The organism is Serratia sp. OLAL2 (genome assembly GCF_002752475.1).
GTDB lineage: Bacteria > Pseudomonadota > Gammaproteobacteria > Enterobacterales > Enterobacteriaceae > Serratia > Serratia bockelmannii.
This window is the reverse complement of the sequence record NZ_MSTL01000001.1, coordinates 266645-286421: the sequence shown is the minus strand read 5'-3', so window position 1 is coordinate 286421 and position 19777 is coordinate 266645. Positions and strand designations below refer to the sequence as shown.

Below are 19777 nucleotides of genomic sequence, written 5' to 3'. Positions count from 1 at the left end.
GCAGAAGTGCCCTCAGCGACTAATCTTCATCAAACCCGGAGTTGAACAGCTCGACCACCGCCGTCAGCGCGTTGACTTCGTCGGGGCCGGTCGCTTCGACTTCGATATGCCGGCCCTGGGCGGAGTCCAGCATCAGCAGCGCGATGACGCTGCTGGCTTCGGCCTCGGTGCCGCTTTCGTTGCGCAGCATCACTTCGGCGTCGAAGCTTTGCACCAACTCGAACAGTTTCATCGCCGGGCGCGCGTGCATGCCCAGCTTGTTTTTGATTTCAACCGTCTGTTTGACCGTCATTGTTTACGCTTTTCCAGCGTGCGGTGGCGCGACTGCACGTTCTTGCCGCGCGAGCGGAAGTAATCGGCCAGCTGTTCCGCCACGTACACCGAGCGGTGTTTACCGCCGGTACAGCCGATGGCGACCGTCAGGTAGCTGCGGTTGTTGGTTTCCAGCATCGGCAGCCATTGTTCCAGGTAGCTGCGGGTCTGGTAGATGAAGTTGTGCACTTCGGTATGGCGATCGAGGAACGACGCCACCGGCTTGTCCAGACCGGTCATCGGCCGCAGCTTCGGATCCCAGTGCGGGTTCGGCAGGAAGCGCACGTCGAACACGTAGTCGGCGTCGATCGGAATACCGTGCTTGAAGCCGAAGGATTCGAACACCATCGTCAGTTCGCGCTCGCGCTTGCCGAGCAGGCGGGTGCGCAGCATTTCGGCCAGTTCGTGCACCGACATTTCCGAGGTGTCGATAATCAGGTCGGCCCGGGAGCGCAGCGGTTCGAGGAGATCGCTCTCTTCGTCAATGGCGCTTTCTAGCGACAGGTTTTTGCTGGAGAGCGGGTGCAGGCGGCGGGTGTCGCTGTAACGGCGGATCAGCGTGTTGCGATCGGCGTCGAGAAACAGCAGCTGCGGCGAGAAGCTGTCCGGCAGTTGAGTCATCGCGTATTCGAACACTTCCGGCGATTCCGGCATGTTGCGCACGTCGATGCTGACCGCCGCGGAGATATTGCGTTCCGCCAGCGTATTGGCGAGCTGCGGCAGCAGAACCACCGGCAGGTTGTCAACGCAGTAAAAACCCATGTCTTCCAGCGCCCGCAAGGCGACGGATTTTCCGGAACCGGAACGGCCGCTGACAATCATCAGCACCATGTGGCAACTCCCCTGGCATCGCGGCGGCGTTCATCGCCACCGGTGTAAACTTTGTTATTCCGGCCGAGGCCGGATCCATCATCGTGAAACAGTAACGTTATCCGGGCTGGAAGTCACGCCGACCGGGTATCACTCGGTGATGATTTGGTAAAGTTCTTCGTCGCTTTGCGCGGCGCGCAGGCGGCGGCATACGGTTTTGTCGGCCAGGCGTTTGGCGACCAGCGACAGGGTATGCAAATGGGTTTTGCACTGATCGGCAGGCACCAGCAGCGCGAACAGCAGGTCGACCGGCTGGTTGTCGATAGCGTCGAAAGCGATGGGTTGGTCGAGACGGATAAACACGCCAACGGCCCGCAGTGTGTCCTCTTCCAGTTTGCCGTGGGGAATGGCGATACCGTTGCCGATACCGGTGCTGCCCATGCGTTCCCGGGTGAGAACCGCGTCAAACACCACCTGCGAAGGCAGATTGAGCTGTTTGGCGGCCAGTTCGCTGATAATTTCCAAAGCCCGCTTCTTGCTGGTGCAGTGTACCGAGCTTTTGGTGCACTCGATGTTTAACACCGAGCTTAATTGCATATATTCGTTGTTCATCTCATCTTCACTTAAAACCGCGCCGCCGGGCGCACCCGGCAAGGCGGTTTTTCGTCGGTTTTAACCCTGATTACCGTTCGGCGCGTCACCCATGCGGGTCACGCGCCGAAGGGCGAGGCTGCGACGGAGGCAACCTCACGGAATGGGTTAGGGTGTCAGTGTTGCTTCAATTTGTCTTTATGTTTGTTCAATTGACGTGCCAATTTATCGATCAGCGTATCAATTGCGGCATACATATTCTCGTCTTCCGAGGTGGCGTGCAACTCGCCTCCATTCACGTGCACCGTTGCTTCCGCAATTTGCTGCACTTTTTCCACACTTAATACAACATACACCTGATTGATGCGATCAAAATACTGTTCGAGTTTGGCGAACTTGTTGTTCACGAACTCGCGCAACGGATCGGTGATTTCGATGTGGTGTCCGGTAATGTTGAGCTGCATAGTGTCTTCCTTCTCAATAGAGGTCAAACCAACTGTTTACGCTGGTTCGACGGCGGGATGGACAAAGACTCTCGGTACTTGGCGACGGTGCGCCGGGCCACGATGATCCCCTGATCGGCGAGCAGGGTGGCCAGCTTGCTGTCGCTGAGTGGTTTGGCGGGGTTTTCCGCCGCAATCAATTTCTTCACCAACGCGCGGATCGCCGTCGAGGAGGCTTCGCCGCCGCTGTCGGTATTCACGTGGCTGGAGAAGAAATATTTCAATTCGAAAATGCCGCGCGGGCTGTGCAGAAACTTCTGCGTGGTAACGCGCGAGATCGTCGATTCATGCATCTCCACAGCCTGGGCGATATCCGCCAGCACCATGGGTTTCATAAACTCTTCGCCTTGCTCGAAGAACGCCTGCTGCTGGCTGACGATGCAGCGGGTGACCTTCAGCAGCGTTTCGTTACGGCTCTCCAGGCTTTTAATCAACCACTTGGCTTCCTGCAGGTTGCTGCGGATAAACTGGCCGTCGGCTTCGCTGCGGGCGCTGTTGCCCAGCGCGGCGTACTGCTGATTGATCTTCAAACGCGGCACGCTGTCGCCGTTGAGCTCGACCGTCCATTTGTTCTGCGTCTTGCGCACCAGCACGTCCGGGATCACGTATTCCGATTCGCCGGTATTGATCGACTGCCCCGGGCGCGGATCGAGCGACTGAATCAGCAGCATCGCTTCTTTCAGTGTATCTTCTTTTAGCCGGGTTGATCGCATCAGGCTGCGAAAGTCGTGGTTGGCCAACAGATCCAGATGCTCGCTGATGATCAGCCGCGCTTCGGCCAGATAAGGCGTATCTTTGGCGTATTGGGAGAGCTGCACCAGCAGGCAATCGCGCAGATCGCGCGCGGCGACGCCGATCGGATCAAAACGCTGCACGCGCTTCAGCACCGCCTCGACTTCCTCGAGGGTCACGTTCTCGTCGCCCAGGCTTTCCAGAATGTCTTCCAGGGGGACGGTGAGATAGCCGGTGTCATCCACCGCGTCGACGATGGAAGTGGCGATGGCGGCGTCGGTATCGGAGAACGGCGTCAGATCCACCTGCCACATCAGATAATCCTGCAGCGTTTGGGTGGTTTCGCCCTGATAGACCGGCAGCTCGTCGTCGCTGTAGTCGGTGCCGGTGCCGGACGGTGTGCCGGCGGTGTAGATCTCATCCCAGGTGGCGTCCAGCGGCAGCTCTTCCGGCATGTCTTTCTGTTCCAGCGCCTCGCGGGTATCGAGCCCCTCGGTCTCCTGGGTTTCTTTGGCGTCGATTTCGTCGTGCAGATCGGTCTGTTCAAGCAGCGGATTGCTCTCCAGCGCCAGCTGGATCTCTTGCTGAAGCTCAAGCGTGGACAACTGCAGCAGGCGGATCGCCTGCTGGAGCTGAGGTGTCATGGCCAGCTGTTGGCTGAGCCTGAGTTGCAAACCTTGCTTCATAGTTTTCTGTCTACTTCCGTTAACGGTGTCGCCCCACAGGGCGCGCCGGCGCTTAGAGGCGGAACTCTTCGCCCAGATAAACGCGTTTAACCTGCTCGTCGGCCAGAATAGCATCCGGCGTGCCGTGGGCAATCAGTTTGCCCTGGCTGACGATGTAGGCGCGTTCACACACGTCCAGCGTCTCGCGCACGTTGTGGTCGGTGATCAGCACGCCCAGGCCGCTGTCACGCAGGTGCTCGATGATTTTCTTGATATCGATAACGGAAATCGGATCCACCCCGGCAAAGGGTTCGTCCAGCAGAATGAATTTCGGGTTGGCCGCCAGCGCGCGGGCGATTTCGACGCGGCGGCGTTCGCCGCCGGACAGCGCCTGGCCGAGGCTGTCGCGCAGATGGGAGATATGGAACTCTTCCATCAGCTCTTTGGCGCGGTCTTCGCGCTGTTCGCTGGTGAGATCGGGACGGATCTCCAGCACCGCCATCAGGTTGTCGTACACGCTCAGGCGGCGGAAGATCGACGCTTCCTGCGGCAGATAGCCGATGCCGCGGCGCGCGCGGGCGTGCAGCGGCAGCAGGCTGATGTCTTCTTCGTCGATCACGATGCGCCCGGCGTCGCGCGGCACGATGCCGACCACCATGTAGAAGGTGGTGGTTTTACCGGCGCCGTTCGGCCCGAGCAGGCCGACGATCTCGCCGGATTTCACTTTCAGGCTGACGTCTTCGACAACTTTACGGCCTTTGTAGGCTTTCGCCAGGTTTTCTGCGATGAGTGTTGCCATAAGTGATTAGTTACTCTTTTTTTGCCCGTTTTTGTCTTGCAACTGCGACGGTACCAGAACCGTTGTCACGCGTTTGCCTTTGTCGCTAAACGCCTGCATTTGCTGCTGTTGCACCAGATAGGTGATGCGATCGCCTTTCACGTTGCTGTCGAGCTGCTCCAGATAGGCGTTGCCCGTCAGGGTCACCAGCTGGGTCGCCACGTCGTAGCGCACTTTTTGCGCGTGGCCTTTGACCGGCTTGCCGCTGTCCTGCATCTGGTAGAAGGTTACCGGGTTGCCGAACGCTTCAATATAGGTCTTATTCTGATCTCCGCCCGGGCGGGTGACGACCACCTTGTCGGCGCGAATATCGATGGTGCCCTGTTTGATCACCACGTTGTCAGTGAAGGTGCTGACGTTGCTTTGCATGTCCAACGACTGCTTGAGCGAGTCGATGCTGACCGGCTGGCTGGAGTCGGATTTCAGCGCCAGAGCGGGGGCGCTGGCGGCCAAAACTAAGCTGCCGAGCAACAGGTTACGGAGTTGGTTTTTGGTTCTGAATTTCATAGTTGGTCTTAACCTTATCAATCAGCTCAGCGGTTTTGGTCCGCAGGTTCCCACGCATTTTCATGCCGTTAGAGGTAAAATTGGTCCCGTAAAGCGTGACTTCGTCATCGGAGGTGACGTCCTGGGTGACCAGGTTTACCTGAGCGTTGTCCGTCTTAATTTTTTCCAGCTGCGAGGTGGTGGTCAGGCTGTTAACCTCGACGTGACCATACAGATACAGCATCCGGTCTTTAGTCAGTTTGGCGCGATCGGCGCGAACTGACCAGGTGGCCACCGCATTCTCATCGAACAGCGTCATCACCGGCTGGGTGAACCAGCTCAGCTCGCCGGCGGTGTAATACTTCGCGTCTTCCGCCACCAGTTTATAATTCAGCTTGCCGGCTGGGTTGTACACCACAGTGACCGTGTGCTGGCTCTGGTAAGTCGGATCCTGATCGTTGACCGGGCCCGGGGCCGTGTCGTCGCTGAAGTCCGTCATGTTCCAGCCGATCAGCGCCAGAACGATCACCGTCAACAGGATGGTGATCCACAGTTTGGTTTTACTCATATCGACAGCCCTTTGGCGTCCTCCAGCTTATTTTGAGCCAAAAGAATGATGTCGCACAGTTCGCGTACCGCACCGCGGCCGCCGGCAATGCGGGTGACGTAGTGGGCGCGCGGCGTCAGCAGCGGGTGGGCGTCCGCCACCGCGACCGCCAGGCCGACCTGCGCCATCACCGGCCAGTCGATCAGGTCATCGCCGATATAGGCGACCTGATCCGCCGTTAACGACAGTTTATCCAACAGTTCACGGAAGGCCAAAAGCTTATCGGACTGCCCCTGATACAGATGGGTGATACCGAGCGTTTGCGCACGGTCTTCCAGCAGCTTGGCGGAGCGTCCGGTAATGATCGCCACCTCGATGTCCGAGGTTTTCAAGCAGCGGATGCCGTAGCCATCGCGCACGTTGAACGCCTTCAGTTCTTCACCGTTGTTGCCCATGAAGATCAGGCCGTCCGACAGCACGCCGTCAACGTCGCAAATCAACAGGCGGATGTTACCGGCACGCGCCATAACCTCTTGTTCTACCGGCCCGTAGCAGGTTTCTACCATACCCATTCCGTTCTATTCCTTAATTAAACGACGCCGGCGCGCAGCATGTCATGCATATGTACCACACCCAGCAGTTGGTCGCCATCGGCAACCAGCAGCGCGGTGATGTGGCGTTGTTGCATCAGGTTCAATGCATCGACCGCCAGGATGTTGGGGCGCACCCGCACGCCGCCCGGCGTCATGACATCGGCGATCTTCGCCTCGTGCAGGTTGATGCCCATGTCGAACACCCGGCGCAGGTCGCCGTCGGTGAAGATGCCGGCGATTTTCATCAGGTCGTCGCAGACAACCGTCAGGCCCAGATTTTTGCGGGTGATTTCCAGCAGCGCGTCGCGCAACGAGGCGTCGGCGCTGACGTGGGGCATTTCGTCGCCGCTGTGCATGATATCGCTAACCCGCAGCAGCAGTTTGCGGCCGAGTGCGCCGCCCGGATGCGACAGCGCGAAATCTTCCGGCGTGAAACCGCGCGCCTTCAGCAGCGCGACGGCCAGCGCATCGCCCATCACCAGCGTGGCGGTGGTGCTGGTGGTCGGCGCCAGCCCCAGCGGGCAGGCCTCCTGCGGCACCTTGATGCACAGGTGGATATCCGCCGCTTTGCCCATCGAACTTTCCGGATTGTTGGTCATGCAGATGAGGGTGATCTGTTGGCGTTTCAACACCGGGATCAGCGCCAGGATCTCACTGGACTCGCCAGAGTTGGAGATGGCGAGCACGATGTCCTGCGGGGTGACCATGCCCAAATCGCCATGGCTGGCTTCCGCCGGGTGAACGAAGAATGAGGGGGTGCCGGTGCTGGCGAAGGTCGCGGCGATCTTGCAGCCGATATGGCCGGATTTGCCCATGCCCATCACCACCACTTTGCCGCCGCAGGCGGCGATCGTTTCGCAGGCGCGAGTGAAGTCCGCGTTGATGTAGCTGTCGAGCTGAGCCAGCCCTTCACGCTCTATCTGAAGCACTTCTTTGCCGGCCTGTTGAAAATCGAAGCCCGGTTGCAACTCAATGTTCGACATACTCATTCCCGTCGGTTTAGCCGAAAGTACTGAAAGGGTTAAAGAACAGCACCGCAAGATACGCAATAAAGCCGCATAATAACAGCGCGCCCGCCAGGTGGCCGATGCGATGTTTGCGGCCGATGCACAGCACGCTCAGCAGCACGCTGGCCGCCAGCATCACCCAGTAATCGCGCTGGAAGGCGGCGGCATCCACGCTGCCCGGCGACAGCAGGGCGGGTACGCCCAGCACGATAACCGTGTTGAAAATATTGGAGCCGATGATATTCCCAATCGCCATATCATCCTCGCCCTTCAGCGCCCCGGCGATGGAGGTGGCCAGTTCGGGCAGGCTGGTGCCGATGGCGATAATGGTCAAACCGACCACCAGTTCGCTCAGGCCGAAATAGTGTGCAATCACCGTCGCATTATCGACCACCATTCTGGAAGAGAGCGGCAGAATGATAAACGCCAGCACCAGCCACAGCACCGCCACGGTATTGCTGCTGTCCTGCGGCAGTTCGGCGATCTGCTCCATAGTCAGGCTGTCACTGCCCTCGCGCTGCGCCAGCCGCGCGATTTTCAGCATCAACAAGATGAAGCCGGCGGCGGCGGTCAGCAGCAGCACGCCGTCCAGCCTGCTCAGGGTACCGTCCATCAACACGAAACCGCACAATACTGTGACCGCTAACATCAGCGGCAGTTCGCGCCGCAGTATCTCGGAGCGCGCGGCCAGCGGGTGAATCAGCGCCGCCACCCCCAGGATCAATAAGATGTTGGTGATGTTGGACCCTAATACGTTGCCAACGGCCATATCTATCTGCCCGTTCAACGCGGCGGTGGTGGACACGATCAGCTCCGGCAGCGACGTGCCGATGCCGACGATGGTCATGCCGATGATCAACGGCGGTACGCCGAGCGAGCGGGAAATCACGGCAGCACCATAAACTAAGCGGTCTGCACCATACACCAGTAGAAATAAACCAACGATTAATAATGCTATCGCGAGAAACATGCAGGGTCCTTTGTCGGGTATTATCCCGGTTCGTTGGTTAAAGCCGTCAATGCGGCGGTATTGCTTGCCCTCCGTTGCACGCGTTTGAGCCGCAGCAACGGTTTTTCCCGGCTAATTGTTGAACAGTTTCGTTTTTTTTCGTTATGGCGCCAATTTTGACCGGGTGGCGCGGAAAAGTAAAACCAATGGCACCATTGGTTGCGAAATGGCAGTAAGTTTTTGTAAAGATGAGACGGATTGCGCCCATTGCTTTAACATCACGGGTAGATTCAGCAAAAGATGAGTCGTAAAGGGTCCATTAACATGCTCCAAAAGGCAGATAATTTGGTCGAAGTGCGCGACATGAGCTTCTCGCGTGGCGACCGACGGATATTTGAAGACATCAACCTGACGGTGCCTCGCGGTAAGGTCACGGCGATCATGGGGCCATCGGGCATCGGCAAAACCACGCTGCTGCGCCTGATAGGCGGCCAGCTGGCGCCGGACAGCGGGGAGATTTGGTTCGACGGCGACAACATTCCCGCGTTGTCCCGCCGTCAGTTATACGACGCGCGCAAAAAGATGAGCATGCTGTTCCAGTCGGGCGCGCTGTTTACCGATTTGACCGTATTCGAAAACGTGGCTTACCCGCTGCGCGAGCACAGCAACCTGCCGGAGCCTTTGTTGCGCAGCACGGTGCTGATGAAGCTGGAAGCCGTGGGGCTGCGCGGCGCGGCTCAGCTGATGCCCAATGAGCTTTCCGGCGGTATGGCGCGCCGGGCGGCGTTGGCGCGTGCGATCGCGCTGGACCCGGAAATGATCATGTTCGACGAACCTTTCGTTGGCCAGGATCCGATCACCATGGGGGTGCTGGTCAAGCTGATCGACGAGCTGAACCATGCGCTGGGCATTACCTGCATCGTGGTGTCGCACGACGTACCGGAGGTGCTGAGCATCGCTGACTACGCTTACATCGTGGCCGATCACCGGGTGATCGCTGAAGGCACCACGCAGCAATTGCAGAACAATCCTGATGCGCGCGTGCGCCAGTTCCTGGATGGTATAGCGGATGGGCCGGTGCCGTTCCGCTATCCGGCCGGGGATTATCAGGCCGAACTGCTAGGCTTAGGGAGTAAATAAGCTCATGTTATTAAGAGCGTTAGCGTCGTTGGGGCGCAGTGGCATCAACACCAGCGCCAGCTTCGGCCGCGCCGGGTTGATGCTGTTCAACGCGTTGATTGGCCGGCCGGAACCCGGCAAGCAGTGGCCGCTGTTGTTGAAACAGCTCTACAGCGTCGGCGTGCAGTCGCTGCTGATCATCATGGTTTCCGGGCTGTTTATCGGCATGGTGCTGGGCCTGCAGGGCTATATCGTGCTCACCACCTACAGCGCCGAGGCCAGCCTCGGCATGATGGTGGCGCTGTCGCTGCTGCGCGAACTGGGGCCGGTGGTCACGGCGCTGCTGTTCGCCGGCCGCGCCGGTTCCGCGCTCACGGCGGAAATCGGCCTGATGAAGGCGACGGAGCAGATCTCAAGCCTGGAAATGATGGCGGTCGATCCGCTGCGGCGCATCGTGGCGCCGCGCTTCTGGGCGGGGCTGATCAGCATGCCGCTGTTGACCATCATTTTCGTGGCGATCGGCATTTGGGGCGGCTCGGTGGTCGGCGTGGACTGGAAAGGCATCGACAGCGGCTTCTTCTGGTCGGCGATGCAGGGCGCCGTAGAGTGGAAAAAAGATCTGCTCAACTGCCTGATCAAGAGTGTGGTATTCGCCATTACCGTAACCTGGATTGCCATTTTCAACGGGTACGACGCCGTGCCTACCTCTGAAGGGATTAGCCGGGCGACGACGCGTACCGTGGTGCATTCGTCACTGGCGGTGTTGGGATTGGATTTCGTGCTGACAGCACTGATGTTTGGGAATTGATTCGATGCAAACGAAGAAGAGTGAAATCTGGGTTGGGGCATTTATGCTGATCGCGCTGTGCGCCATCGTGTTTATCTGCCTGCAGGTGGCGAACCTTAAATCGATCGGCAGCGAGCCGACCTACCGCATTTACGCAACGTTCGACAACATCGGCGGCCTGAAACCGCGTTCGCCGGTGAAGATTGGCGGCGTGGTGATCGGCCGCGTTGCTGACATCGAACTCGATTCGAAAACCTACACGCCGCGCGTGGCGCTGGATATCCAGAAAAAGTACGACCAAATCCCAGATACCAGCTCGCTGGCGATCCGCACCTCCGGCCTGCTGGGCGAGCAATACCTGGCGCTTAACGTGGGCTTTGAAGATCCTGAGATGGGTACCACCATCCTGAAAGACGGGGGTACCATTCAGGACACCAAATCAGCCATGGTTCTGGAAGACCTGATCGGCCAGTTCCTGTATAAAAGCGGCGGTCAGGACAGCGCCAAATCGGGAGACGCGGCCGCTGAGCCGGCTGCCGGCGCCGCACCGCAACCCGCTGTTCCAAATCATTAAGAGAGGATACCTGCATGTTTAAACGTTTACTGATGGTGGCTCTGCTGGTGGTTGCACCGCTGGCGAGCGCAGCCGACCAAACCAATCCTTACAGCATGATGCAAGACGCGGCGCAGAAGACTTTCAGCCGTTTGAAGAACGAACAGCCGAAGATCAAGCAGGACCCGAACTACCTGCGTGCCATCGTGCATCAGGAACTGATGCCGTTCGTGCAGGTGAAATACGCCGGCGCGCTGGTGCTGGGGCGTTACTACAAAGAGGCAACGCCTGCGCAGCGCGAAGCTTACTTCACCGCCTTCCAGGCTTACCTGGAGCAGGCTTACGGCCAGGCGCTGGCGATGTATCACGGCCAGACTTACCAGATCGCGCCTGAACAGCCGCTGGGCAATGCCGACATCGTGGCTATTCGCGTCACCATCATCGACAACGGCGGCCGTCCGCCGGTGCGTCTGGATTTCCAATGGCGCAAGAACAGCAAAACCGGCTACTGGCAGGCGTATGACATGATCGCCGAAGGCGTCAGCATGATCACTACCAAGCAGAACGAGTGGGCGTCTACGCTGCGTACTCAGGGCATCGACGGCCTGACCAAACAGCTGCAGGCCGCCGCCGCGCAGCCTATCACGCTGGACAAGAAAAACTGATGTCGGCAGCGCTCAGCTTCGAATCAGAGCAGCAGACGCTGATCCTGCGCGGTGAACTGGATCGGGAAACGCTGCAGCCGCTGTGGCGGCAGCGCGACGCGCTGATGGCGGATAAAACCGCGATCGACGTGGCGCAACTGCAGCGCGTGGACTCCGCCGGGCTGGCGCTGTTGCTGCATCTGCAGGAAGAGCAGCGCCAACGCGGCGTCGCGCTGAAAATTTTCGGCGCCACCGAGCGCCTGAAAACGCTGATCGCGCTCTACAACCTGCAGGCGATAATGCCTGTCGATACCGTCGGTTAGCGGCGTTTTACGCCGCCATTGCGTGGTAAAACGATACAAAGCCCCTGTTATGCAGGGGCTTTTTCTTTAGTTTAAGAAAACATCGTATTCCACTAAGATACTAGGCTGTTTATGATCCTTTAGCGGCAGAACTGGATACTATGGAAACCAACGAGATTAAAGACGTGCTGATGCAGGCATTGGCACTGGATGAAGCACATGTGACGGGCGACGGCAGCCATTTTCAAGCGATCGTGGTCGGTGAACTGTTCGCCGGCATGAGCCGCGTCAAAAAACAGCAGACGGTTTACGCACCGCTGATGGAATACATTGCTGACAACCGCATTCATGCCTTGTCTATCAAGGCGTACACCCCTGAAGAGTGGCAGCGAGACCGCAAACTCAACGGATTTTAAGGCTGTTTGCCCTGCTGGGCGGGCAGCTTCAGATTAGATAACAGAGAGTAGTCAGATGGATAAATTTCGTGTGCAGGGTCGGACCCGCCTGAGCGGTGAAGTGTCTATTTCCGGGGCCAAAAACGCCGCCCTGCCGATCCTGTTCGCCGCCCTGTTGGCGGAAGAGCCGGTCGAGCTGCAGAATGTCCCGAAGCTGAAGGACATCGACACCACCATTAAACTACTCAACCAGTTGGGTACCAAGATTGAGCGTAACGGTTCGGTCTTCGTGGACGCCAGCGGCGTGAACGAGTTCTGCGCCCCTTACGATCTGGTGAAAACCATGCGCGCTTCCATCTGGGCGCTGGGGCCGCTGGTGGCGCGCTTCGGCCGCGGTCAGGTTTCCCTGCCGGGGGGCTGCGCGATCGGCGCGCGTCCGGTCGATCTGCACATCACCGGCCTGGAGCAACTGGGTGCCGAGATCAAGCTGGAAGAAGGCTACGTTAAGGCGTCCGTCGAGGGCCGTCTGAAGGGCGCGCACATCGTCATGGACAAGGTGAGCGTGGGCGCGACCGTAACCATCATGAGCGCCGCGACTCTGGCGACCGGCACCACCGTTATAGAGAACGCCGCACGTGAGCCGGAAATTGTCGATACCGCCAACTTCCTCAATACGCTGGGCGCGAAGATCAGCGGCGCCGGTAGCGACAAGATCACCATCGAAGGCGTCGAGCGTCTGGGCGGCGGCGTGTATCGCGTGCTGCCTGACCGCATCGAGACCGGGACCTTCCTGATCGCCGCCGCGGTTTCCGGTGGCAAAGTGATGTGCCGCAACACCCGCCCGGATACGCTGGATGCGGTGCTGGCCAAGCTGCGCGAAGCCGGTGCCGATATCGAAGTGGGTGAAGACTGGATCAGCCTGGACATGCACGGTAAACGCCCGAAAGCGGTCACCGTGCGCACCGCGCCGCACCCGGGCTTCCCGACCGACATGCAGGCCCAGTTCAGCCTGTTGAACCTGGTGGCGGAAGGCACCGGCGTTATCACCGAGACCATCTTCGAAAACCGCTTCATGCACGTGCCGGAATTGATCCGCATGGGCGCACACGCGGAAATCGAGAGCAATACCGTGATCTGCCATGGCGTTGAGCAGCTGTCCGGCGCTCAGGTGATGGCGACCGATCTGCGCGCTTCCGCTAGCCTAGTGATCGCCGGCTGTATCGCCGACGGCGTGACCGTCGTCGATCGCATCTATCACATCGATCGCGGCTATGAGCGTATTGAAGACAAGCTGCGCGCGCTGGGTGCGAACATCGAGCGTGTGAAAGGCGAGTAAGGCATTAGCGCCGGCGCGACTGCGTCGGCAGGATGAAAATCAAAGGGCCGGCTATCAATGCCGGCCCTTTTTTAATTGCTGTCTTCCGGGAATTCACCCACCGTCATTTTCAGCGTAATGCGTTTGCCGTCGCGCAGCACGATGACCGGTATCTCGGTGCCCGGTCTGATCTCCGCTACCTGATCCATGGTTTCCAGCACGGACACCGCCGGTTTGTTATCCACGTTGATGATGATGTCGTTGATCTGGAAACCGGCGCTGCTCGCCGGGCCGTTCGGCGTAATTTCGGTCACGATGATGCCCTGCAGGCGATCGATGCCGGAATTGGAGGAGCGCAGCGGAATGATCTCTTTGCCCTGAATGCCGAAATAGCCACGGATCACGCGGCCGTCGCGGATCAGCTTGTCCATGATTTTGGTGGCCAGCTCGATCGGAATGGCAAAACCGAGCCCCTCCGGCGTTTCGCCGTCGGTGATTTTGTCATAGGTCAGGGTATTGATGCCGATCAGCTCACCCAGCGAGTTGACCAGCGCGCCGCCGGAGTTGCCGCGGTTGATTGAGGCGTCGGTCTGCAGGAACGTCTGGCGGCCGGTGGTGCTCATACTGATGCGCCCGGTAGCGCTGAGAATGCCCTGAGTCACGGTTTGCCCCAGGTTATACGGGTTGCCGATTGCCAGCACCACGTCGCCGACGTGGGCAACGCGATTTTTATTGGTCGGGATCACCGGTAAATTGCCGGGATCGATCTTCAGCACCGCCAAATCGGTCAGGCCGTCGGAGCCGACCAACAGTGCTTCGTAGCGGCGGCCATCCTGCAACACCACGGTGATCTGCTGAGCGTCTTTGATCACGTGGCGGTTGGTGATGATATAGCCGCGTTCGTTCATGATCACGCCGGAACCGAGCGACAGCACATTGGCGGCGCCGTTCAGGTTGCGGTTGTAGATGTTCACCACGGCGGGGGCGGCGCGGCGCACCGCCTTGTTGTAGCTCACCGGCGTTTCGTCGCTGGTATTCTCGGTTTTCTCTGCAAACAGGCCGTTGGAAGAGCGCAGCATGGGCAGAGCGACCAACAGCAGGCCGGCAACGATGAGACCGATAACGACAGAACGCAAGAGCTTAGCAAACATGGAGTTTTCGTGGTGTGGTGAACGATGTTCGGAGGATAGCATGAGTTAACCGGGCGCAGTATGTCACCGAGCCCGGTTTTTGCACAAATTAACGCAGTAGCAGATAAATGGTTTCGTTACCGCGCACGATATTGAGCGCCATCACCGGTGGCTTGGCCTCCAGCACTTTGCGCAGCGTAGTGATGTTGTCCACGCGCTGACGGTTGACGCCGATGATCACGTCGCCTTTCTGCAGGCCGATCTGCGCCGCCGTTGACCCTTTATCCACGTTCTCCACCTTCACACCCTTGTCACCGCTCGGCAACGCGCCGTTACTGAGGGAGACGCCCTGCAGCGCCGGCGACAGCGTTTCGGCATTGGTCGAGGCGCTCTCGCTGTTGTCCAGCGTGACCGAGACTTCCTGCGGTTTGCCATCGCGCAGCAGGCCCACCTTGAGGGTTTTGCCCGGCGCGGTGGTGCCCACCTTGGCGCGCAGTTCGGCGAAGCTGCTCACCGGTTTACCGTCGACGGAGACCAGGATATCCCCAGCCTTGATGCCCGCCTTGGCGGCGGCGGATTTCGGCAGCACTTCGCTGACGAAGGCGCCGCGCTGCGCGTCGGTGTTGAAGGCTTTGGCCATATCCGGGGTCATTTCGCTGCCCTTGATGCCCAGCAGGCCGCGTTTCACTTCGCCGAATTCAATCAGCTGCTGGCTCAGGTTCTGCGCCATATTGCTCGGAATGGCGAAGCCGATGCCGACGTTGCCGCCGCTCGGCGCCAAAATGGCGGTATTGATGCCGATCAGCTCGCCATTCAGATTAACCAGCGCGCCGCCGGAGTTACCGCGGTTGATGGAGGCGTCGGTCTGAATGAAGTTTTCCAGCCCTTCCAGATTCAGGCCGGAACGCCCCAGCGCCGAGATAATGCCGGAGGTGGCGGTTTGGCCCAGGCCGAACGGGTTGCCGACCGCGACGGCAAAGTCGCCGACGCGCAGCTGATCGGAGTCGGCCATCTTGATGGCGGTCAGATTCTTGGTGTCACTGAGCTGCAGCAGGGCGATGTCGGATTGCTCATCGCGGCCAACCAGCTTGGCGTCCAACTCGCGCCCGTCGTTCAACTGCACGCGAATTTTATCGGCGTTGTTGATGACGTGGTTGTTGGTCAGCACGTAGCCTTTGGCGGCGTCGATGATCACGCCGGAACCCAGCCCCTCAAACGGGCGGGAGCTCTGCTGTTGGCCGGGGAAGTTAGGGCCGAAGAAGCGTCTGAACTCTTCCGGCAGCTGTTGACGCTGCACCTGAGTGCCGGCGACATGCACGCTCACTACGGCCGGCAAGACTTTTTCTAGCATCGGCGCCAGGCTCGGCAGCGGCTGCCCCTGAACGGCGACGGGCAGGGCCGCGTTGGCCACCGGTACGGAGCTGAGCGTCAGGCCGAGGCTCATTGCCAATGCACTAAGAATTAACGACTTTTTCTTCATTGATTATAACTCTCTCAATACCTGCCGATGAAAATTTGATGATAAGGCAATCACCTTGTCATAGTGAAGGGTAAGACCGTGAATTTGCGTGCAAAGTTCAGTAAAGGTAATGCGAGGGAAGGTCAAGACGGTAAACGCGAGGAAGCCCGCGGGTGGCCCCGCGGGCGAAGGGGATCAGTCGCGGCGCGCGCTTTGCCCGCGCAGCAGGCCGGAGGCACCTTCCGAATAGTCGCGCGGCATTTCCACCGGCGCTTGATCGTTGTCTGCTTCAGCTTCGGTCAGGCGATAGCGGAACGGATTTTCCTGCATCGGCAGATCCGGCAGCAGGTTGTTCGAGCTTTTCGCCATGTGCTGATACAGCTGACGATAATCGCGCGCCATATTGTCCAGCAGCTCGGCGCTGCGGGCAAAGTGGCCGACCAGCTCCTGACGGTACTCTTCCAGCTCGGTTTTGCTCTTGTCCAGCTCGTTCTGCAGGACTTGTTGTTGACGTAATTTACGGTTGCCAAAACGCATCGCCACCGCACCAATCACGATACCGACGACCAAACCAATCAGCGCATACTCCCAGGTCATGATGACTCCTATTTTGACTTCGTTGTTCCGCAGGGATTTTTCACTTAATAATATCCACTATAACCGTTAACCTTGTCCGAGTGGAATCCTGATGCGCTTCCACCTAATTTTTACAGGGTTTTCAGCGGTGCCCGCAGCGGGCATTTGTGGCGATAACGGTGCGAATCGGCATCAACTTGCCGCCAACGTTGGCTAAATAATTTCTAAGCGTTCTTAGGGAACATCGAACAGATGCAGGCACTATCACCGTTATCTCGCTACCAGCAGGCGCTGGATGCGGGTGAATATCAGGCCGATGAGGTTCAACGCCGGGCCGTGACTCAACTGGATCGCATTTATCAGGCTCTGCTGCAAAAGCCGGCGGCGAGCGCGCCTGCCGGCGGGCTGCGCGGCAAGCTCAGCCGCTTGCTGGGCAAGGGCGGCGACACGGCGCCACAGCGCCCGGTGCAGGGGCTGTATATGTGGGGCGGCGTCGGGCGCGGCAAAACCTGGTTGATGGATATGTTCTTCCACAGTTTGCCGGGCGATCGCAAAATGCGTCTGCACTTTCACCGCTTCATGCTGCGGGTGCATGAAGAGCTGACCGAGTTGCAGGGGCGGGAAAACCCGCTGGAAATCGTCGCCGACGGCTTTAAGGCCGAGACCGACGTGCTGTGCTTCGACGAATTCTTCGTGTCCGACATCACCGACGCCATGCTGCTGGCCACGCTGCTGCAGGCGCTGTTCGCGCGCGGCATCACGCTGGTGGCCACGTCGAACATCCCGCCGGACGATCTGTACCGCAACGGTCTGCAGCGGGCGCGTTTCCTACCGGCCATCGATCTGATCAACGAGTACTGCGACGTGATGAACGTCGACGCCGGCATCGACTATCGTCTGCGTACCCTGACCCAGGCGCACCTCTACCTGACGCCGCTGAGCGACCAGACGCGCGAGACGCTGGATCGGATGTTCGTCAAGCTGGCGGGCAAGGCGGGGGAGGACGCGCCGGTGCTGCAGATCAACCATCGGCCGCTGCAGGCGATCCGTTCGGTGGACGGCGTGCTGGCGGTGGATTTCCACACGTTGTGCGAAGAGGCGCGCAGCCAACTAGACTACATCGCGCTGTCGCGGCTGTATCACAGCGTGATCCTGTATAATGTGCAGGTGATGGGGCCGCTGAAAGAGAATACCGCGCGCCGTTTCCTGGCGTTGGTGGACGAATTCTACGAACGGCACATCAAGCTGGTGATCGGCGCCGAAGCGTCGATGTTCGAGATCTATCAGGGGGTGCAGCTGAAATTTGAATTCCAGCGCTGCCTGTCGCGCCTGCAGGAAATGCAGAGCGAAGAGTACCTCAAGCTGCCGCATCTGCCCTGAGTCTGCCGGGCTTGCCGCCGCCATATCGCCGGTTGTCCGCCGCCGGCGATAAATTTATTTTCCATTCAAAAACCGTTCGATCTTTGTGAGCGACTTCTCTATAATCTTGCGACCCCACGTTACAACAAAGTTTTTTTTCCCAAAAACTTTATAGTGCCGGCAATGGCTATTCGAAGGGGTAGGTTTGCTGGACTTGTATGGTCGTGTGAGCCTCAACTGTTTTCGAGCGTTTGGGTGTTCACCAACGTGTAACTAATTATTGGGTAAGCTTTCTAATGAAAACTTTTACAGCTAAACCAGAAACCGTAAAACGCGACTGGTACGTTGTTGATGCAGATGGTAAAACTTTAGGCCGTCTCGCTACTGAACTGGCTCGTCGCCTGCGCGGCAAGCATAAAGCGGAATACACCCCGCACGTGGATACCGGTGATTACATCATCGTTCTGAACGCTGACAAAGTTGCTGTAACCGGCAACAAGCGTACAGACAAAGTGTACTACCACCACACCGGCCACATCGGTGGTATCAAGCAAGCGACCTTTGAAGAGATGATTGCCCGCCGTCCTGAGCGCGTGATTGAAATCGCGGTTAAAGGCATGCTGCCAAAGGGCCCGCTGGGTCGTGCTATGTTCCGTAAACTGAAAGTTTACGCGGGCACCGAGCACAATCACGCGGCACAGCAACCGCAAGTTCTGGACATTTAATCGGGATTAATGGCAATGGCTGAAAATCAATACTACGGCACTGGTCGCCGCAAAAGCTCCGCCGCTCGCGTCTTCATCAAGCCGGGCAACGGTAACATCGTTATCAACCAGCGCAGCCTGGAACAGTACTTCGGTCGCGAAACTGCCCGCATGGTAGTTCGTCAGCCGCTGGAACTGGTCGACATGGTTGGCAAACTGGATCTGTACATCACCGTTAAAGGTGGTGGTATCTCCGGTCAAGCTGGCGCTATCCGTCACGGTATCACCCGTGCACTGATGGAGTACGATGAGACTCTGCGTTCTGAACTGCGTAAAGCTGGCTTCGTCACCCGTGACGCTCGTCAGGTTGAACGTAAGAAAGTCGGTCTGCGTAAAGCACGTCGTCGTCCGCAGTTCTCCAAGCGTTAATTTTCGCTGCTTCGGCAGTGCGATTTACGCAAAAAACCCGGTGCTTCACCGGGTTTTTTTATGCCTGAAATCCGCCGTCCCCGACTAAAATCTGTGGCATATCAGACAATTCAACATGAATTCGCCGCACTGCCCCCACAAAACAAGCAAAATCTGGTAAACTATCACCCACTTTTGCGCCTGTTCGCCGTGCAGTTGACCTCCTGGGCCGGTTTTTTATGGGTTCGGGTCGCGCTGCGTGCTGCCGGCCTGCGGCAAGATTATTCAGGATAGCAGCCTGTCAGTTGGCTATTCGCAGTATTTTCTAGATAACTTGGAGGTTTTCATGGCTGTCGCTGCCAACAAACGTTCGGTAATGACGCTGTTCTCTGGCCCGACCGACATTTTTAGCCATCAAGTACGTATCGTACTGGCGGAGAAAGGTGTCAGCGTCGAGATCGAGCAGGTCGAAATGGATAACCTGCCGCAAGATCTGATTGACCTCAACCCTTACCAGACGGTGCCTACGCTGGTCGATCGCGAACTGACCCTGTATGAATCCCGCATCATCATGGAATATCTGGATGAGCGCTTCCCGCACCCGCCGCTGATGCCGGTTTACCCGGTTGCCCGTGGTGAGAGCCGTCTGATGATGCTGCGCATCGAGAAGAACTGGTACTCGCTGATGGACAAGATCGAGAAGAGCAGCGGTCAGGAAGCGGAATCCGCCCGTCGTCAGCTGCGTGAAGAGCTGTTGGCGATCGCGCCTATCTTCGGCCAGACGCCGTATTTCATGAGCGAAGAGTTCAGCCTGGTGGATTGCTACCTGGCACCGCTGTTGTGGCGTCTGCCGCAGCTGGGCATCGAATTGAGCGGCGCCGGCTCTAAAGAGCTGAAAGGCTATATGACCCGCGTCTTCGAACGCGACGCTTTCCTGGCTTCCCTGACCGAAGCCGAGCGTGAAATGCGCCTGCAAACCCGGGGCTAAGCGCG

25 protein-coding genes are annotated in these 19777 nt (G+C 58.5%); 11 read left to right on the top strand and 14 right to left on the bottom strand.

Features of this window, described 5'->3' with window-relative positions:
• Positions 1 to 19 precede the first annotated feature (19 nt).
• The 11 genes from npr to BVU99_RS01330 form a co-directional block, all read right to left on the bottom strand.
• Positions 20 to 292, bottom strand: a complete 273-nt coding sequence (gene npr / locus BVU99_RS01380; RefSeq protein WP_043141958.1) for a PTS phosphocarrier protein NPr — start codon at positions 290 to 292, stop codon at positions 20 to 22.
• Positions 289 to 1143 carry an RNase adapter RapZ gene (gene rapZ / locus BVU99_RS01375; protein ID WP_015379177.1) on the bottom strand — a complete coding sequence of 285 codons (855 nt, stop codon included), beginning with the start codon at positions 1141 to 1143 and terminating at the stop codon, positions 289 to 291. The genes npr and rapZ overlap by 4 nt, the downstream gene beginning before the upstream one ends.
• A 129-nt stretch (positions 1144 to 1272) precedes the next feature.
• The gene (ptsN, locus tag BVU99_RS01370) at positions 1273 to 1734 is read right to left on the bottom strand and encodes a PTS IIA-like nitrogen regulatory protein PtsN (protein ID WP_016930212.1); all 462 of its coding nucleotides are present in this window, start codon (positions 1732 to 1734) and stop codon (positions 1273 to 1275) included.
• A 155-nt stretch (positions 1735 to 1889) separates the two neighbouring features.
• Entirely contained in the window at positions 1890 to 2177 is a 288-nt protein-coding gene (gene hpf / locus BVU99_RS01365) for a ribosome hibernation promoting factor (protein WP_004937038.1), read from the bottom strand.
• 23 nt (positions 2178 to 2200) lie between these two features.
• On the bottom strand, positions 2201 to 3634 hold the full coding sequence (rpoN, locus tag BVU99_RS01360; protein WP_043141961.1) for an RNA polymerase factor sigma-54: 1434 nt from the start codon (positions 3632 to 3634) through the stop codon (positions 2201 to 2203).
• Positions 3635 to 3686: 52 nt separating this feature from the next.
• A complete protein-coding gene (gene lptB / locus BVU99_RS01355; protein WP_004937040.1) occupies positions 3687 to 4412 on the bottom strand; it encodes an LPS export ABC transporter ATP-binding protein in 726 nt (241 codons plus the stop codon).
• Between the two features lie 6 nt (positions 4413 to 4418).
• On the bottom strand, positions 4419 to 4958 hold the full coding sequence (gene lptA, locus BVU99_RS01350; RefSeq protein WP_025304377.1) for a lipopolysaccharide ABC transporter substrate-binding protein LptA: 540 nt from the start codon (positions 4956 to 4958) through the stop codon (positions 4419 to 4421).
• On the bottom strand, positions 4927 to 5505 hold the full coding sequence (gene lptC / locus BVU99_RS01345) for an LPS export ABC transporter periplasmic protein LptC (RefSeq protein ID WP_004937047.1): 579 nt from the start codon (positions 5503 to 5505) through the stop codon (positions 4927 to 4929). The genes lptA and lptC overlap by 32 nt, the downstream gene beginning before the upstream one ends.
• Complete coding sequence (gene kdsC / locus BVU99_RS01340) at positions 5502 to 6056, bottom strand: 3-deoxy-manno-octulosonate-8-phosphatase KdsC (protein WP_021505108.1); 555 nt, start codon at positions 6054 to 6056, stop codon at positions 5502 to 5504. The genes lptC and kdsC overlap by 4 nt, the downstream gene beginning before the upstream one ends.
• Positions 6057 to 6073: 17 nt before the next feature.
• Entirely contained in the window at positions 6074 to 7060 is a 987-nt protein-coding gene (gene kdsD, locus BVU99_RS01335; protein WP_025304376.1) for an arabinose-5-phosphate isomerase KdsD, read from the bottom strand.
• A gap of 16 nt (positions 7061 to 7076) precedes the next feature.
• On the bottom strand, positions 7077 to 8054 hold the full coding sequence (locus BVU99_RS01330) for a calcium/sodium antiporter (protein WP_033644493.1): 978 nt from the start codon (positions 8052 to 8054) through the stop codon (positions 7077 to 7079).
• Between the two features lie 303 nt (positions 8055 to 8357).
• Between BVU99_RS01330 and mlaF the strand changes: the two genes are divergently transcribed.
• The 7 genes from mlaF to murA all read left to right on the top strand — a co-directional run bounded on the left by mlaF (position 8358) and on the right by murA (position 13169).
• Positions 8358 to 9173: a phospholipid ABC transporter ATP-binding protein MlaF gene (gene mlaF / locus BVU99_RS01325; RefSeq protein WP_043141965.1), complete on the top strand. Its 816-nt coding sequence runs from the start codon at positions 8358 to 8360 to the stop codon at positions 9171 to 9173.
• Positions 9174 to 9177: 4 nt separating this feature from the next.
• Positions 9178 to 9960, top strand: coding sequence for a lipid asymmetry maintenance ABC transporter permease subunit MlaE (mlaE, locus tag BVU99_RS01320; protein WP_004937059.1), 783 nt, complete (start codon positions 9178 to 9180; stop codon positions 9958 to 9960).
• Positions 9961 to 9964: 4 nt separating this feature from the next.
• On the top strand, positions 9965 to 10513 hold the full coding sequence (gene mlaD / locus BVU99_RS01315) for an outer membrane lipid asymmetry maintenance protein MlaD (RefSeq protein ID WP_025304373.1): 549 nt from the start codon (positions 9965 to 9967) through the stop codon (positions 10511 to 10513).
• A gap of 14 nt (positions 10514 to 10527) precedes the next feature.
• On the top strand, positions 10528 to 11157 hold the full coding sequence (gene mlaC / locus BVU99_RS01310) for a phospholipid-binding protein MlaC (RefSeq protein WP_025304372.1): 630 nt from the start codon (positions 10528 to 10530) through the stop codon (positions 11155 to 11157).
• Entirely contained in the window at positions 11157 to 11459 is a 303-nt protein-coding gene (gene mlaB / locus BVU99_RS01305) for a lipid asymmetry maintenance protein MlaB (RefSeq protein ID WP_025304371.1), read from the top strand. Before mlaC ends, mlaB begins: the two co-directional genes overlap by 1 nt.
• Positions 11460 to 11599: 140 nt before the next feature.
• Positions 11600 to 11854 (top strand): BolA family iron metabolism protein IbaG, encoded by a 255-nt coding sequence (ibaG, locus tag BVU99_RS01300; RefSeq protein ID WP_025304370.1) that lies wholly within the window; start codon positions 11600 to 11602, stop codon positions 11852 to 11854.
• A gap of 55 nt (positions 11855 to 11909) precedes the next feature.
• Complete coding sequence (gene murA, locus BVU99_RS01295; protein WP_004937068.1) at positions 11910 to 13169, top strand: UDP-N-acetylglucosamine 1-carboxyvinyltransferase; 1260 nt, start codon at positions 11910 to 11912, stop codon at positions 13167 to 13169.
• A 71-nt stretch (positions 13170 to 13240) separates the two neighbouring features.
• Here murA and degS read toward each other — a convergent pair whose 3' ends face one another.
• From degS to zapG, 3 genes are all read right to left on the bottom strand, one after another.
• Positions 13241 to 14299: an outer membrane-stress sensor serine endopeptidase DegS gene (degS, locus tag BVU99_RS01290; protein ID WP_025304369.1), complete on the bottom strand. Its 1059-nt coding sequence runs from the start codon at positions 14297 to 14299 to the stop codon at positions 13241 to 13243.
• A gap of 88 nt (positions 14300 to 14387) precedes the next feature.
• The gene (degQ, locus tag BVU99_RS01285; RefSeq protein WP_025304368.1) at positions 14388 to 15758 is read right to left on the bottom strand and encodes a serine endoprotease DegQ; all 1371 of its coding nucleotides are present in this window, start codon (positions 15756 to 15758) and stop codon (positions 14388 to 14390) included.
• A 174-nt stretch (positions 15759 to 15932) separates the two neighbouring features.
• Positions 15933 to 16334, bottom strand: coding sequence for a Z-ring associated protein ZapG (zapG, locus tag BVU99_RS01280; RefSeq protein WP_004937074.1), 402 nt, complete (start codon positions 16332 to 16334; stop codon positions 15933 to 15935).
• A gap of 231 nt (positions 16335 to 16565) precedes the next feature.
• Between zapG and zapE the strand changes: the two genes are divergently transcribed.
• The 4 genes from zapE (at position 16566) to sspA (ending at position 19772) form a co-directional block, all read left to right on the top strand.
• On the top strand, positions 16566 to 17693 hold the full coding sequence (zapE, locus tag BVU99_RS01275) for a cell division protein ZapE (protein ID WP_047729785.1): 1128 nt from the start codon (positions 16566 to 16568) through the stop codon (positions 17691 to 17693).
• A gap of 275 nt (positions 17694 to 17968) precedes the next feature.
• On the top strand, positions 17969 to 18397 hold the full coding sequence (gene rplM / locus BVU99_RS01270; RefSeq protein WP_004937079.1) for a 50S ribosomal protein L13: 429 nt from the start codon (positions 17969 to 17971) through the stop codon (positions 18395 to 18397).
• A gap of 15 nt (positions 18398 to 18412) precedes the next feature.
• Positions 18413 to 18805 (top strand): 30S ribosomal protein S9, encoded by a 393-nt coding sequence (rpsI, locus tag BVU99_RS01265; RefSeq protein ID WP_004937080.1) that lies wholly within the window; start codon positions 18413 to 18415, stop codon positions 18803 to 18805.
• A gap of 325 nt (positions 18806 to 19130) precedes the next feature.
• Positions 19131 to 19772 (top strand): stringent starvation protein SspA, encoded by a 642-nt coding sequence (sspA, locus tag BVU99_RS01260; RefSeq protein ID WP_025304366.1) that lies wholly within the window; start codon positions 19131 to 19133, stop codon positions 19770 to 19772.
• Positions 19773 to 19777: the final 5 nt, after the last annotated feature.

Coding starts and splice junctions, on each gene's coding strand:
- sspA (WP_025304366.1), top strand. CDS start 19,131: ATGGCTGTCGCTGCCAACAAACGTTCGGTAATGACGCTGTTCTCTGGC.
- BVU99_RS01330 (WP_033644493.1), bottom strand. CDS start 8,054: ATGTTTCTCGCGATAGCATTATTAATCGTTGGTTTATTTCTACTGGTG.
- mlaC (WP_025304372.1), top strand. CDS start 10,528: ATGTTTAAACGTTTACTGATGGTGGCTCTGCTGGTGGTTGCACCGCTG.
- zapE (WP_047729785.1), top strand. CDS start 16,566: ATGCAGGCACTATCACCGTTATCTCGCTACCAGCAGGCGCTGGATGCG.
- mlaE (WP_004937059.1), top strand. CDS start 9,178: ATGTTATTAAGAGCGTTAGCGTCGTTGGGGCGCAGTGGCATCAACACC.
- npr (WP_043141958.1), bottom strand. CDS start 292: ATGACGGTCAAACAGACGGTTGAAATCAAAAACAAGCTGGGCATGCAC.
- lptB (WP_004937040.1), bottom strand. CDS start 4,412: ATGGCAACACTCATCGCAGAAAACCTGGCGAAAGCCTACAAAGGCCGT.
- degS (WP_025304369.1), bottom strand. CDS start 14,299: ATGTTTGCTAAGCTCTTGCGTTCTGTCGTTATCGGTCTCATCGTTGCC.
- degQ (WP_025304368.1), bottom strand. CDS start 15,758: ATGAAGAAAAAGTCGTTAATTCTTAGTGCATTGGCAATGAGCCTCGGC.
- zapG (WP_004937074.1), bottom strand. CDS start 16,334: ATGACCTGGGAGTATGCGCTGATTGGTTTGGTCGTCGGTATCGTGATT.
- mlaF (WP_043141965.1), top strand. CDS start 8,358: ATGCTCCAAAAGGCAGATAATTTGGTCGAAGTGCGCGACATGAGCTTC.
- rpsI (WP_004937080.1), top strand. CDS start 18,413: ATGGCTGAAAATCAATACTACGGCACTGGTCGCCGCAAAAGCTCCGCC.
- rapZ (WP_015379177.1), bottom strand. CDS start 1,143: ATGGTGCTGATGATTGTCAGCGGCCGTTCCGGTTCCGGAAAATCCGTC.
- hpf (WP_004937038.1), bottom strand. CDS start 2,177: ATGCAGCTCAACATTACCGGACACCACATCGAAATCACCGATCCGTTG.
- ibaG (WP_025304370.1), top strand. CDS start 11,600: ATGGAAACCAACGAGATTAAAGACGTGCTGATGCAGGCATTGGCACTG.
- rpoN (WP_043141961.1), bottom strand. CDS start 3,634: ATGAAGCAAGGTTTGCAACTCAGGCTCAGCCAACAGCTGGCCATGACA.
- lptC (WP_004937047.1), bottom strand. CDS start 5,505: ATGAGTAAAACCAAACTGTGGATCACCATCCTGTTGACGGTGATCGTT.
- kdsD (WP_025304376.1), bottom strand. CDS start 7,060: ATGTCGAACATTGAGTTGCAACCGGGCTTCGATTTTCAACAGGCCGGC.
- kdsC (WP_021505108.1), bottom strand. CDS start 6,056: ATGGGTATGGTAGAAACCTGCTACGGGCCGGTAGAACAAGAGGTTATG.
- mlaD (WP_025304373.1), top strand. CDS start 9,965: ATGCAAACGAAGAAGAGTGAAATCTGGGTTGGGGCATTTATGCTGATC.
- mlaB (WP_025304371.1), top strand. CDS start 11,157: ATGTCGGCAGCGCTCAGCTTCGAATCAGAGCAGCAGACGCTGATCCTG.
- ptsN (WP_016930212.1), bottom strand. CDS start 1,734: ATGAACAACGAATATATGCAATTAAGCTCGGTGTTAAACATCGAGTGC.
- lptA (WP_025304377.1), bottom strand. CDS start 4,958: ATGAAATTCAGAACCAAAAACCAACTCCGTAACCTGTTGCTCGGCAGC.
- rplM (WP_004937079.1), top strand. CDS start 17,969: ATGAAAACTTTTACAGCTAAACCAGAAACCGTAAAACGCGACTGGTAC.
- murA (WP_004937068.1), top strand. CDS start 11,910: ATGGATAAATTTCGTGTGCAGGGTCGGACCCGCCTGAGCGGTGAAGTG.